This window comes from Streptomyces lydicus (genome assembly GCF_001729485.1).
GTDB classification, from domain to species: Bacteria; Actinomycetota; Actinomycetes; order Streptomycetales; family Streptomycetaceae; genus Streptomyces; species Streptomyces lydicus_D.
Genome location: NZ_CP017157.1, coordinates 4,721,513 through 4,734,471, shown reverse-complemented (window position 1 = coordinate 4,734,471; position 12,959 = coordinate 4,721,513). Strand labels below are relative to the sequence as shown.

Sequence of the window (12,959 nt, the reverse complement as noted above, 5' to 3'; positions counted from 1 at the left end):
TTGTCATGGCCTTGATTGTCGCGCACACCGGATCACTGGTCGACGGATCACCGGTCAATGGCTCGCCGGTCGACGTGTACCGGGAGGCGCACCAGCCCCCGCATCAGGCGTGTCCGCCGCCACTCCAGCTCGTCCCAACTCACCGACGCCGGACGGATGTCGGGGAAACGTGTCAGCAGCACCTCGAACGCGATCCGGGCCTCCAGACGGGCCAGCGGTGCGCCGAGGCAGTGGTGCGGGCCGTGCCCGAAGGAGAGGTGCCGGCCGGCCTGGTCGGGGCGGTCCAGCCGTACCTCGTCGGGCGCTGCGAAACGCGCCGGGTCGCGATTGGCCGCGGCGGGGGAGACCAGGACCACCTCGCCCGCCGCGATGCGCGCCCCGCCCAGCTCGACCGGCACGGTGGCGTAGCGGAAGGTCGCGAGGGTGAGGGGTGCGTCGTGGCGCAGGAACTCCTCGACCGCGGCGGGCAGCAGCGCGGGCTCGGCCCGCAGCCGGGCGCGCAGCGCGTCGTCCTTGAGCAGGGCCAGCATGCCGTTGCCGATGAGATGGGTGGTCGTCTCGTGGCCCGCGACGACCAACAGCACGGCCAGCGACACCAGTTCGGCCTCGGACAGTCGGTCGGCCTCGTCGCGGGCGGCGATCAGACCACTCAGCACATCGTCGCTCGGGGCCGCGCGCCGGGACGCGATCAGCCGCGTCATGCAGGCGCTGAGCGCGTGCGAGGCGCGGTCGACGGTCTCCGGGGCCGCCGCGGCGAACAGGTCGTTGGACCACGCGCGCACCGCCGCGCGCTCGGCCTCCGGTACCCCGAGCAGCTCGCTGATCACCGCGATCGGCAGCGGCACCGCGAACTCCTCGATGAGGTCCCCGGACCCGCGCGCGGCCAGCGCGTCGGCGAGTTCCTCCGCGAGCGCGCGGACACGGGGCGCGAGCCGCGCGACGGCCGCCGGGGTGAACGCCGCCATCGCCAGTTTCCGCAGTCTTCCGTGGCGCGGCGGATCGGTGGCGAGCATGGATTGCCCGACCGCGGGGGCCAGCCGGCGGTTGCTCGGCCGGTCGGCGAAGTAGCGGGCGGTGTCCTTCGACAGCCGCGCGTCGGCCAGCGCGGCCCGCGCCTCGGGCCACCCCGTGACGACCCATGTGGTACGGCCGTCACCGGTCGGCATCCGTTGGACGGCTCCCTGCGTCCGCAGGGCGGCGAGCAGCGGGTACGGGTCCCTGGAGAACTCGGCCGACTCCAGCGGGTTGGGTGCCATACGGGCAGCGTAGCGAGTGGTTGCCGGGCGCTAGGATCGCGCTGGTGGCGGCTGTCGACGTGCGCGACCGCGGGGCCCGGCGCACGCTGGAGGCATGACCGAGCATCCGCCTGTCATCGTGCACCCGCCGACCCCCTCGGGTGGCCGACGGGTGACCGTGCGTGGGCAGATCGTCGGGTTGGCCCACGGCCGCGGCGATGTGGCCGAATTCCTGCGCCGCGCGGGAGTCGCGGGCCCCGCGGAGGACATCCGGCTCGACGACCCGCGCCTCGTCGAGTGGCGGGGCGGTTCGCTGAACGACTGGCCGATGCCACCCGCGTGAGGAGCTCGATCGGTCCCCCCGGAGTGCCGAGGCGGACCGATCCCGTCGGCCCGACGAGACCCGGACCTCCTGCGCCGGGTGACGAACGGTTGGTGCCCCAGGGGTGACGGGACCCGGCGCGAGGGTGTCACGGGCTGCTCGCTGGGGCGTCGAGCGCGATGTCAGTGGCAGCAGGTATCAATGGAGGGGTTCGAGCGATCGACGGGGGAGGACACGTGGGAGGGGCAGGATGCCGGAGACCGGGGGCCGGGCATGAGCGACGGCGACAGCGGCGACGACGACGCCGGCGCGGGGACCGCGCGGGGCAGTCGGGGAGGCGGGCTCCCGAGCTGGGACGTGCTGCGCAGGGCGATGCGCTGGGAGACCCTGGCGGTGCCGGGGTTCCTGGTGTTGCTCGCGGCGCCGGCGTCCTGACGCCGGGTGGCCGCAGCGCCGAGCCACCTGCACCCGTACCGTCTCGCACTCCCGCCCGTCCCGCGTGTTCACGGCCATGAACGCCCCGTCCGATTTCCGCCAGCGCGGCTCGTCGAACTGCCGCAGAGTGGACCTGTGAAGGACGAGAAAAGCCAGGTAAGAGGCGGTGCGCGACAGTGGACGCCGGCTGTACCGCAGCAGGTACGGCCCACCCCCGCAGGCACCGGGCCCCGACACCACGGAAAGAACACGACCATGACGCTCTACACCACGCTCGACAGCCCGCTGGGTGAACTCCTGCTGGTGGGCGAGGAGTCGGCCACCGCGCCGGGCGGCACCGCGCTCGTCTCGCTGTCCGTGCCGGACCAGAAGGGCGGGGTCACCGTCCAGGACGGCTGGCAGCACGCCCCCAGGGCGTTCGCCGAGATCACCCGCCAGCTCCGGGCCTACTTCGACGGAACGCTGACCCGCTTCGGCATCGAGTACGCGAACACCGCGAGCACCCGGGGCACCGACTTCCAGCAGCGCGTGTGGCAGGCGCTGGAGTCGATCCCGTACGGGACGACCACGACCTACGGACGGATCGCCGCCGACATCGGGGCGGCGCGCGGTGCGGTCCGTGCGGTCGGAACGGCGATCGGCGCCAACCCGCTGCTCGTCGTCCGGCCCTGCCACCGGGTGATCGCCGCGAACGGGGCGCTCTCGGGCTACGCGGGCGGACCGGCGCGCAAGCGGCAGCTCCTCGGCCTGGAGGGGGTCGTACCGAACGGGAGCACGTCATGACCGCCACCACGAACCACCGCGCCGGGACGCACCCGCCTGCCGGCCCCGCTCGCCGCTCCGCCCCGTTCGCGGCACGTGTCGCGGCCACCGACTGGGCGGCGCTGGGCGAGGAACTCGACGCGGTGGGCTGCGCGTTGACCCCGCGTCTGCTCACCCCGGCCGACTGCCGCGCGCTGATCGCCCGCTACGACGAGGCGGAGCGCTTCCGGTCGACCGTAGACATGGCGCGCCACCGCTTCGGTTCGGGCCAGTACCGCTACTTCGCAGATCCGCTGCCCGAACCGGTCCGGGCCCTGCGCGAGGCGTTCTACCCGCACCTGCTGACCGTCGCCCGGGCCTGGGCGGACAAGCTCGGCAGGCCGGCCCCCTGGCCGGACTCGCTGGCGGAGTGGCTCCGGATGTGCCACGCGGCCGGCCAGACCAAGTCCGCGCAGATCCTGCTGCGTTACGGGGCGGGCGACTGGAACGCACTGCACCGTGATCTGTTCGGCGAGCGGGTCTTCCCGCTCCAGGTCGTCATCGGCCTGGACGAGCAGGGCACCGATTACGAGGGCGGGGAGTTCCTGCTCGTCGAACAGCGGCCCCGGGCCCAGTCCCGCGGCACCACCACCGTCCTGCCCCAGGGCCACGGTCTGGTCTTCACCACCCGCGACCGCCCCGTGCGCTCTGCACGGGGCTGGTCGGCAGGCGCCGTACGCCACGGCGTGAGCACCGTTCGCGACGGTCGTCGGCACTCCCTGGGCCTGGTCTTCCACGACGCCTGAGGACGCTTGCCGGCGCCCGACGACGTCCGACCAGGTCTACGACGTCCGACCAGGTTTACGACGTCCGACCAGGTCTACGACGTCCCACCAGGTCTACGACGTCCGACCAGGTCTACGACGTCTGCGCGAAGCCCGACGACGACTCCCGCGCCCGCGGCCCGGGGACGCGCGGCGCTCAGAGCATCGAGCCGCCGGTGACGTCGAAGCGCTGGCCCGTGATCCAGCGGGAGTCGTCCGAGGCGAGGAACGCGGCGACATCGGCGATGTCCGAGGGCCGGCCCAGGCGGTTGAAGACGGAGATGGCGGACAGCGCGGCCTCGGCCTCCGGCGTCGCCCGCATCGCGGCGTTCATGTCGGTGGCGACGAAGCCCGGCGCGATGGTGTTCACGGTGATGCCGCGGGCGCCGAGATCCTTGGCGAGGGTGAGGGTGAGGGTGTCGACCGCGCCCTTGGAGACGCCGTACGCGATGGTCGACGGGAAGGCCGTGGTCGTCACCGCCGACGAGATGTTGATGATGCGTCCGCCGTCGCGCATCCGGCGCAGACCGTGCTGGATGACGAAGAACGGCGCCTTGGTGTTGACCGCGAGGGTGCGGTCGAACTCTTCCGGCGTCACCTCGTCGATGTGCCCCGGAAGGCTGATGGCGGCGTTGTTGACGAGGATGTCGAGGCCCGGCTCCGCCCCGCACGCCGCGAGCCCGTCGTCGAAGGCGGCGAAGAGGCTCTCGGCGTCACCCGGCACTCCCAGTTCGGCGCCGATTATGAAGGCCCGGCCGCCGGCTCCTCTGATGTTCTCCGCCGTCTCCTTGGCCGCCGTGTCGTTGTTCCCGTAGTGGACGGCGACCAGCGCGCCGTCCCGGGCGAGGCGTTGGGCGATGCCCCGGCCGATGCCCCGGCTGGACCCGGTCACCAGCGCGGTCTTTCCGTTGAGGTCACCCATGATTGTTTCCGGCCTTCCGTTAACTGTCGCGGCAGGTCGCCGCGTTGACTGTCGAATGCGGTGCGAAGGGCGGCACGCGCGTACCGAGGCAACGGAAGGGTCGCGTGACGCGTGCGGCGCGCCGGGTCTGCGGCGCTGCGGGCCAGGTGTCCGGTCAGCCGCGGGAATCCCGGGCCGTCAGCGTCGACACGAACACCGGGTGGCCGTCCTGCGAGCCGGTGATCTGCACCGTCGTGGTGCGGGGCAGGGCGGACGGGACCCGGCGGGCCTCGATCAGGCACGGGGTGCCGTGCTCGGCGTAGCGGTGGAACGTGGTGCCGAAGGCGTACGGCACGAAGGTGCCGGGCGCGGTCAGGGCGTGCGCGGCCTGCTGTGCCGCGTCGAGCAGCACCATGCCCGGGACGTGGTCGTTGGCCGGGTTCACGACCGCGGCGTGACCGGGCGCGATGCGCAGCAGCCAGCTGTCGGGCCGGTCGGTGGGGGAGAGCAGTACGTCGTGCTCGCTGGCGCTGCCGGTCAGCCGGGGCGCCACGCAGCTCGGCAGGGGGCCGAGGGCCCGACGGGCGGTGAGCCGTTCGCCGCGGATCCGACGGTAGACGGCCGGCGAGGCGACGGTGACGTGGGAGTGGCCCGTGGCCACGATCCGGTCCGCGGCGCGCAGCGTCATGTCGAAGCGGGCACCGGCCAGCGTGCCGGCCCGCATCCGCATGTTGCTGCAGGTGACGTCGATCGAGATGGGGGTGGGCCCGCTGCCGGCGTCGAGGTGTTCGGGATACGTGGTGCAGATGAGGTCCCCGAGGATGAAGTGGTGGCCGACCGGGACGCCGAGTTCGGTGTGCGACAGCAGCAATCCGGCCTGACGGATGGTCTCACCGGTGAGGATGAGGTGGTGCCGCCCGTCATGGGAGGCGAAGTACCCGTGCTCCTCGGGCCACTGGGCGGTCACTGAGAAGTGGGAGCCGTCCTGTCGGCGCCAAGATGTGACCAGAATGTCATCAACAATCGGGCGGTGCACAAATTCGCGGGGGACCTGTGGGGTGTCGGAGGGCTTTTCGATCACGCGCGTCCGATGCGGTGCCTTGGGCTGAACTGTGCCGCTGACGTGCATCGTTTCGCTCATGACTGCCCCCAGGCGTCTCTACGGAATGAGGTCCATCGCTGTTAAGATACGTACCATCCGGTTTTATTTTCAATGCCGGGCCGGTGGAAAGGGGAAATAGGCTGGTCGAGCGGCGACTTGAGCTGTAGCGAACAGTTGCGGAACTTGAAGACTTCGAGAGACAGGAGGCGTCCTGTGGCACAACAGGACCGCGCGATCCGGACCCGCCGAGTGATCTTGGAGGCGGCCGCGTCGGTTTTCGACGAGCAGGGCTACGACCGCGCGACGATCGCCGAAGTCCTGGAGCGCGCCGGGGTGACGAAGGGCGCCCTGTACTTCCACTTCGCCTCGAAGGAACAGCTCGCACTCGCCGTACTCGAAGAGCAGGTCGTCGACATCGCCGTCGAGCCGCAGAAGATCAAGTTGCAGGAATTCGTCGACGCGGGGCAGGTGCTGGCCTATCGCCTGCGCCGCGATCCGATCCAGCGCGGGGCCGCCCGGCTGGCGGTCGAGCAGGGGTCGAACCACCTTGACCGCAAGCAGTCGATGATCTCGTGGACGCGGTTCGTCGAGGGGCTGCTGAACGAGGCGCGGGAGCGCGGCGAAATCCTGGAGAGCATCGTCGTACGCGACACCGCCGAGTTGTTCGTCGGTGCGTTCGCCGGGCTCCAGATGATGTCGCACGCGATGACCAATCAGGCCGACCTGAGCCACCGGTTGACGGTCTTCTTCGAGCACACCCTCCCCAGCATTGCGGTGCCCGCGGTGCTCGCCAAACTCAATCTCGACCCCGAGCGCGGGGAGAAGCTGGAGGCCGCTCTCCGGCAGAAGGTGCCGGCGGCGGCCGAGGTCGGGGAGAGCGTCGCCGTCAGCTGACCGCCGGGTCGCACCGCAGCGGGGCACCGGGTGATTTGTGTGATTCAGGGGGATTTGGGGGCGGCAAACATACCGCGCACGCGGTGTTGTTGCTGAGCACGACAGGGGCCGGCGGCTCAGTTGAGACGGGTCGGCCAGGGGGTGAGGGCGCCGCGGTGCACCGCGGCGCCCCTCTTGTCTGTGGGGCCGCCGGTGCCGGCGGGATTGTCAGTGGCGTGCGCTTCACTGGAGTTGGCCGGTCCGACGGGGTCGGCATCGACGTCGGGACCGGGGGGGCGGCGTGAGGGAGATCACCGTCAAGAACGTGCGGCGCTCGCCGATCCGCGGAATAGGGCACGGGGAAAACACGTTCGCCATGCACGTATCGATGGCGCCTGCCGCACCCACCCCTGCCGCCCTGGAGGCCGCACGTATGACACGGACGACGACGGACCAGCTGTCCGGAAGGACGGCGACCACCGCCGCGGCGCCCCCGGTGCCCGACCCCGGTGCGGGCGGCCACCGCAGACCCCGCGGCGGCATCGTCCCGGTCCTGGCCTTCTCCGGCATCGTCGTCGCGGTCATGCAGACGCTGCTCGTGCCGGTCATCAAGGACCTGCCGGTGCTGCTCGACACCGCCCCCAGCAACGCCACCTGGGTCATGACGGCCACCCTGCTCGCGGGCGCCGTCTCGACACCCATCATGGGGCGGCTCGGCGACCTCTACGGCAAGCGGCGGATGCTGCTGGCGAGCCTCGCGATCATGGTCGTCGGCTCGCTGATCTGCGGATGCACCAGTGACCTGATCGTCATGATCGTGGGCCGCGCGCTGCAGGGCTTCGCCATGGGTGCCATCCCGCTCGGCATCGGCATCATGCGTGACGAGCTGCCGCGCGAGCGGCTCGGCTCGGCCATGGGCCTGATGAGCTCGTCGATCGGCGTCGGCGGCGGGCTCGCGCTGCCGGCCGCGGCGCTGGTCGCCCAACACGCCGACTGGCACGCCCTGTTCTTCGGCGCCGCCGGTCTCGGGGTGCTGTCGATACTGCTCACCCTCCTCGTCGTCCCCGAGACCTCCGTACGTGCCGTGGGGCGCTTCGATGTGGCCGGTGCCATGGGGCTGTCCGCCGGGCTGGTGGCCCTGCTGCTGCCCATCACCAAGGGCAGTGACTGGGGGTGGAGTTCGCCCACCACGCTCGGCCTCTTCGGTGTCGCGGCCCTGATCCTGGTGCTGTGGGGCGTGATGGAGCTGCGCATCGGCGACCCGCTGGTCGATCTGCGGACCACCGCCCGCCGCGAGGTGCTGCTGACCAACCTCGCCTCGATCACGGTCGGGGTGGCGTTCTACGCCATCTCGCTGGTGCTGCCGCAGCTGCTGCAACTGCCGAAGTCGACCGGCTACGGCCTCGGTCAGTCGATGGTGGTGGCCGGTCTGTGCGTGGCACCGCTCGGCCTGACGATGATGTTCGTCGCGCCGCTGTACGCGCGGATCGCCGCGCGGCGCGGCCCCAAGGTCTCGTTGCTGCTCGGCATGCTCGTCATAGGGGTTGGCTACGGCGCGGGCATCGGCCTGATGGACGCGCCCTGGCAGACCGTCATCATCGCGGTGGTTGTCGGCGCCGGTATCGGCCTCGCGTACTCCTCGCTGCCCGCACTGATCATCGGCGCCGTCGACCCGTCCGAGACCGGCGCCGCCAACGGCCTCAACACCCTGATGCGCTCGATCGGCACCTCCGTCTCCAGCGCGGTGATCGGCATGGTGCTGGCCCATATGTCCCGGAGCGTGGGACCGGTCACGGTCCCCACGATGGCCGGCTTCCGGGTCGCCTTCCTGATCGCCGCCGCCGCGGTCCTGGTCGGCGTGGTCCTGGCGTCGTTCCTGCCGTCGCAGCGCAAGGTCTCCCGGCCGACCCTGGTCGCGCAGAGCACCGAGGACGCGACGGCGGCGCCCGAGGAGGAGCGTCTCCAGGCACCGTCCACCCCGGCCCCGGCCCCGGCCCCGGTCGACGTGACGCCGGCTGCCCCGGTGCCGACCGCGGTGGCCCCGGCCGCCGCCGCGACCCCGGCTGACGTGCCCCCCGCCGCCGGGACCCTCGTACAGGACCGCGCCGCCGGGTTCCGGGGCCGCGTACGGTACGCCTCCGGCGCGCCGATAGCGGGCGCGAGCGTGACGCTGATCGACCGGCAGGGACGGCAGGCGGGCATCACCACGGCCGGCCCCGACGGCAGTTACGCGGTGGACGCCCCGACCGCCGGCGGCTATCTCCTCACGGCCGCCGCCCCCGGCCACACCCCGCACGCGGCCTCCGCCACCTGCCGCGGTGCGGGCACACCGACCGAGATGGACCTGATACTCGGCGGTGGGCGCCGCCTGGGCGGCACCCTGCGCGGTGGAGGGACGGCGGACGCACCACTGGCCGACGGAAGCGTCGTCGTCACCGACGCCGGCGGCGAGGTGGTGGCCCGTACGGCCACGGACGCGCACGGGAACTGGGAACTGAGCACGCTGCCGCCCGGCGCACACACCCTGGTCCTCAGCGCCCCCGGTCACCGGCCGGAGGCCCGGGCCATCGAACTGTCCGGCGGTGAGCCCGCCCGGCACGATGCCCGGCTGCGCCCCACCGCCACCGTCCGCGGCACCGTCCGGGACCCGAAGGGGAGGCCGCTGGCCGACGCCGCCGTGACCCTCGTCGAGGACGGTACGGTCGCCGGGCACACCCGCACCGGCCAGGACGGCGCCTTCGCCTTCGACGACCTGGGCGGCAGCCACTACACCCTGACCGCGGCCGGCTATCCGCCGCACGCCACCCCGATATCCCTCGCCGCGGGCGTCGCCGAGACTCTCGACCTGGACCTGGAGCAACCGAGCGGTGTGGGCGGCTGACCCTCCCGGGGCCCGCCCTCTTCGTCAACTGCCCCTCTTCGTCAACCGCCCCGGCATCTCGTCGAGTTCGGCCTGGCCGCGCCCGGCTCGCCGCCTCGGCGTCGCCCGCCCCGAGTTGCCCTTTCCAGGGCAGCGCTTGCACTTTCGTCCGCTGTGCCTTGCCTCCCGTCGGCGGCTGCCCAACGATGTGGCCGCCACCGGCACCTCATCACCGGCGTGTCGCACGGTCCGGAGGCGGGCCCCGCGACACGCCGGTGCACCGAAAGGGGAGAGATGAGCGCCGTCCCTCGACTCGTCGCCGCCCTGCCCGCGACCGCGGCTCTGGCCGCCCCACCGGCCCGGCCGGCCCCGGCCCCCGGACCGCCCCAGTGACCGGATCCTCTTCCGGCGCGGCACCACTTGCACCGGCACCTTCGCGCCCGCCGCGTCCGGCGCCGCGGGCGCGCCCCGCGCCGCGGGCGCCTACGGCAGCGGCGGCAGGCCGCGCCTCGCGGGCGGCGGGGCCCGGGCGGCGATCCTCCTCGACAACGTCCAGTACCGGGAGCTGCGCGACCTCGACGTGACCAACACCGGGCCGGCCACCACCGGCACGCCGTCCACCAGGTAGTGCCGGCCGGTTCCGGCGTCGTGCCGCCGTACGAGGATCCCGGCGCGCCGCTCGGTGGCGCACACCGACCGCACCGGCATCGGGACCCCCTCGACCTGGGGCCGGCGGCCCGCGCACCCGAACGGGCCCGGCACCTCGTTCTCGCCGATCACCGGGCTGTCGGTGCACCACAACACCGTGCGGGACGCCGGGGGAGACGGGATCGTCGTGCAGAACGCGGTCGGGGCGCGGGTCGAGCACCACCTCGTCGACGGCTACAACGCCCGCTCCGCCGGCTACAACGCCGGCATGATCTCCGACCGCAACACCGTCCGCTACAACGTCAGTGTCAACGACCGCAACACCACCGCGCCCTATGGCGTCATTTCGGTCGTCTGTGCGTCCGCCACTCGTACTCTTGTGCACCACAACACCGTCACCACGAACGTCCCTGGCACGGCCGTGGTCAGCAGCAACGGTCCCGGGGCGTCACCTTCCGTGACACGTCTTCGCCGGCGCCGCGGGCGGCTCCCCGCCTGCCGACGCACACCACACCTACGACCACAACCTCTACGCCCGGATCTCCGCGGTGCCCGCCACCGACGCCGGCGCGGTACGCGGTGACCCCCGGTTCCTCGCCCCGTACGACGTGCGGCTGCGGGCCGGATCGCCGGCCCCGGGCGCCGGCGTGCCGGTCCCGGGCGGCGGCGACCGGGACCTCTACGGCAATCCCGTACCCGACCCGCCGAACCTCGGCGCCGACCAAGGACGGGGGAAGTAGGCCGAACCTCGTGGTGCCGCGTCCGCAACTCGGGAATTATCTGCGAGCCTGAGCGGCGCACCCGGAATCCCGGCTGGTCACCACTGGTGCCGGGGTGACCGGCGTGCCGGGCGCGTCTGCTCGTTAGCGGTGTGTTAGTGCCTCGTTAGCGGTCCGGCAGTGCCCGGAGTCACGCTGGAAGAGCAACGGACGGACCGCACGCACCCATACGAGAGCTGGCACCTACCAGACGAGGGGGACACTCATGTCGCTCACCATCAAGTCGCTCGGCCGCGGCCGCCGTGTCGCCGCCGGGTCACTGATCGCCGTCGCGGCGCTCGCGCTCACCGCATGCCAGGACGGACCCGGCGCCGCGTCCCGCCCCTCGTCGGCCGCACCCGCCACGCAGCAGCAGAGCGGCAGCGGTGTGCAGCCGACCGGTGCCGAGCAGCCGTCCTCGGCCGGCGCCACGCGCCCGTCGGCGAACGCGGCGGCCTCCACCGGCGGCAAGCCGTCCGGCAGCGCGCACGCCACGGAGTCGCACGCCTCGGCCATGACGGCGTCGGACCGCTGCACCGCCGCCAACATGTCGCTGCGACTGGGCGCCTCCGACATCGGCGCGGGCAACATCCACTACCCGCTCGTCTTCACCAACAAGGGCAAGAAGTCCTGCACGCTGCGCGGCTTCCCGGGCGTCTCGCTGATCCTCCGCGACGGCTCCCCGGTCGGCAAGCCGGCCACCCGTGAGGGCGGCACCGGCGGCCTCGTCCGGCTCCAGCCGGGGCAGAGCGCCCACGCCGTGCTGCACACCGTGAACGAGGGTGTGTCGGACACCCCGTGCTGGGCCGATTCGCAGATCGTCTACGTCTACCCGCCCGGCTCCAAGGAGTCGATGACGACCGGCAGCCGTGGGCTGCGGGTGTGCGGCGGCCGGTTCGACGTGACCGCGGTGCAGGCCGGGGCACTGGGCTGACGGCAGCAGCACCGAACGAAGGGCGCCCGAGCAACTCGGGCGCCCTTCGTGCTGGGCGCGGAGGGGGTGTTTCACCGCAACGGCCCTCACCGAGCGGTCCGGCGCGGACGCGGGTGTTACCAAGGATGACGGAAGCCTCGAAATGTGCGCTTTCGTTGCATATCCACCGAGGAGACGCCCATGTCCGCAGCATCGAGTGCGGCCCCCGAGGCCGCCGTGAACGGAAAGCCGTCCGCCGAGGACGAGTCGCCGATCCATGTCCTCTGGATCAATGCCGGTCTGAGCTGCGACGGTGACTCGGTGGCGCTGACCGCCGCCACCCAGCCCAGCATCGAGGAGATCGCGCTCAGCGCCCTGCCCGGCCTGCCCAAGGTCGCGGTCCACTGGCCGCTGATCGACTTCGAGTGCGGCCCGGAACAGGGCGCGGACACCTTCATCGAGTGGTTCTTCAAGGGCGAGCGCGGCGAGATCGATCCTTTCGTGCTGGTCATCGAGGGTTCCATCCCCAATGAGGCGATCAAGCCGGAGGGCTACTGGTGCGGTTTCGGCAACAACCCGGAGACCGGCCAGCCGATCACGACCAGTGAGTGGCTGGACCGTCTCGCCCCCAAGGCGCTCGCCGTCGTCGCCATCGGCACCTGTGCCACGTACGGCGGCATCCACGCCATGGCGGGCAACCCCACCGGCGCCATGGGCGTGCCCGACTACCTGGGCTGGGACTGGACCTCCAAGGCCGGGATCCCGATCGTGTGCGTACCCGGCTGCCCGATCAAGCCGGACAACTTCGCCGAGACGCTGACGTACCTGCTCTACCAGGCCGTCGGTGCCGCGCCGATGATCCCGCTGGACGACCAGCTGCGGCCGACCTGGCTCTTCGGACAGACCGTGCACGAGGGCTGCGACCGGGCCGGTTACTACGAGCAGGGGCAGTTCGCCACCACCTACGACTCGCCCAAGTGTTCCGTGAAGCTCGGATGCTGGGGCCCCGTGGTCAAATGCAATGTCCCCAAGCGGGGCTGGATGGACGGCATCGGCGGCTGCCCGAACGTCGGCGGCATCTGCATCGCCTGCACCATGCCCGGCTTCCCCGACAAGTTCATGCCGTTCATGGACGAGCCGCCCGGCGGCAAGGTCTCCAGCAGCGCCAGCAGCGCGTACGGCAGCGTGATCCGCCGGCTGCGCACCATCACGGCCAGGACCGTCGACCACGAACCCAAGTGGCGGCACCGCGGCGACCAACTGACCACCGGCTACCGGAAGCCGTGGTGACCGCGCGCCACGCAGCGCCCCGGCACCTCTCGGACTCTCCGTCCGACCCCCACTTCC

13 protein-coding genes are annotated in these 12,959 nt (G+C 72.1%); 9 read left to right on the top strand and 4 right to left on the bottom strand.

The features are described 5' to 3' along the window. Nucleotides 1–47 precede the first annotated feature (47 nt). Nucleotides 48–1,256 (bottom strand): cytochrome P450 family protein, encoded by a 1,209-nt coding sequence (locus SL103_RS20550; RefSeq protein ID WP_069570437.1) that lies wholly within the window; start codon nucleotides 1,254–1,256, stop codon nucleotides 48–50. 94 nt (nucleotides 1,257–1,350) lie between these two features. Here SL103_RS20550 and SL103_RS20545 point away from each other — a divergent pair, with 94 nt between their 5' ends. The 4 genes from SL103_RS20545 to SL103_RS20530 all read left to right on the top strand — a co-directional run bounded on the left by SL103_RS20545 (nucleotide 1,351) and on the right by SL103_RS20530 (nucleotide 3,539). Beyond that, nucleotides 1,351–1,578 (top strand): hypothetical protein, encoded by a 228-nt coding sequence (locus SL103_RS20545; RefSeq protein WP_069570436.1) that lies wholly within the window; start codon nucleotides 1,351–1,353, stop codon nucleotides 1,576–1,578. Nucleotides 1,579–1,830: 252 nt separating this feature from the next. Next, on the top strand, nucleotides 1,831–1,992 hold the full coding sequence (locus SL103_RS20540; protein ID WP_164492871.1) for a hypothetical protein: 162 nt from the start codon (nucleotides 1,831–1,833) through the stop codon (nucleotides 1,990–1,992). A gap of 255 nt (nucleotides 1,993–2,247) precedes the next feature. Next, nucleotides 2,248–2,775 (top strand): methylated-DNA--[protein]-cysteine S-methyltransferase, encoded by a 528-nt coding sequence (locus tag SL103_RS20535; RefSeq protein ID WP_069570434.1) that lies wholly within the window; start codon nucleotides 2,248–2,250, stop codon nucleotides 2,773–2,775. Then, nucleotides 2,772–3,539 (top strand): 2OG-Fe(II) oxygenase, encoded by a 768-nt coding sequence (locus tag SL103_RS20530; protein ID WP_069570433.1) that lies wholly within the window; start codon nucleotides 2,772–2,774, stop codon nucleotides 3,537–3,539. The genes SL103_RS20535 and SL103_RS20530 overlap by 4 nt, the downstream gene beginning before the upstream one ends. A gap of 175 nt (nucleotides 3,540–3,714) precedes the next feature. Here SL103_RS20530 and SL103_RS20525 read toward each other — a convergent pair whose 3' ends face one another. Next, nucleotides 3,715–4,479 carry an SDR family oxidoreductase gene (locus SL103_RS20525; protein WP_069570432.1) on the bottom strand — a complete coding sequence of 255 codons (765 nt, stop codon included), beginning with the start codon at nucleotides 4,477–4,479 and terminating at the stop codon, nucleotides 3,715–3,717. 154 nt (nucleotides 4,480–4,633) lie between these two features. Beyond that, nucleotides 4,634–5,587: a ScbA/BarX family gamma-butyrolactone biosynthesis protein gene (locus SL103_RS20520; protein ID WP_244304182.1), complete on the bottom strand. Its 954-nt coding sequence runs from the start codon at nucleotides 5,585–5,587 to the stop codon at nucleotides 4,634–4,636. Between the two features lie 186 nt (nucleotides 5,588–5,773). On the opposite strand from SL103_RS20520, the gene SL103_RS20515 reads away from it, so the two are divergent. Both SL103_RS20515 and SL103_RS20510 read left to right on the top strand, forming a co-directional pair. After that, entirely contained in the window at nucleotides 5,774–6,454 is a 681-nt protein-coding gene (locus tag SL103_RS20515; RefSeq protein ID WP_069570430.1) for a ScbR family autoregulator-binding transcription factor, read from the top strand. 412 nt (nucleotides 6,455–6,866) lie between these two features. Further along, nucleotides 6,867–9,314, top strand: coding sequence for an MFS transporter (locus SL103_RS20510; protein ID WP_069570429.1), 2,448 nt, complete (start codon nucleotides 6,867–6,869; stop codon nucleotides 9,312–9,314). A gap of 462 nt (nucleotides 9,315–9,776) precedes the next feature. Here the strand turns inward: SL103_RS20510 and SL103_RS20505 are convergent, their stop codons facing one another. Beyond that, on the bottom strand, nucleotides 9,777–10,073 hold the full coding sequence (locus SL103_RS20505) for a hypothetical protein (protein ID WP_164492732.1): 297 nt from the start codon (nucleotides 10,071–10,073) through the stop codon (nucleotides 9,777–9,779). A 416-nt stretch (nucleotides 10,074–10,489) separates the two neighbouring features. On the opposite strand from SL103_RS20505, the gene SL103_RS20495 reads away from it, so the two are divergent. The 3 genes from SL103_RS20495 to SL103_RS20485 all read left to right on the top strand — a co-directional run bounded on the left by SL103_RS20495 (nucleotide 10,490) and on the right by SL103_RS20485 (nucleotide 12,902). Further along, entirely contained in the window at nucleotides 10,490–10,681 is a 192-nt protein-coding gene (locus tag SL103_RS20495; RefSeq protein WP_069570426.1) for a hypothetical protein, read from the top strand. Nucleotides 10,682–10,925: 244 nt separating this feature from the next. Then, entirely contained in the window at nucleotides 10,926–11,633 is a 708-nt protein-coding gene (locus SL103_RS20490) for a DUF4232 domain-containing protein (RefSeq protein ID WP_079145880.1), read from the top strand. Nucleotides 11,634–11,813: 180 nt separating this feature from the next. After that, on the top strand, nucleotides 11,814–12,902 hold the full coding sequence (locus tag SL103_RS20485) for a hydrogenase expression protein HypE (protein ID WP_069570425.1): 1,089 nt from the start codon (nucleotides 11,814–11,816) through the stop codon (nucleotides 12,900–12,902). Nucleotides 12,903–12,959 lie beyond the last annotated feature (57 nt).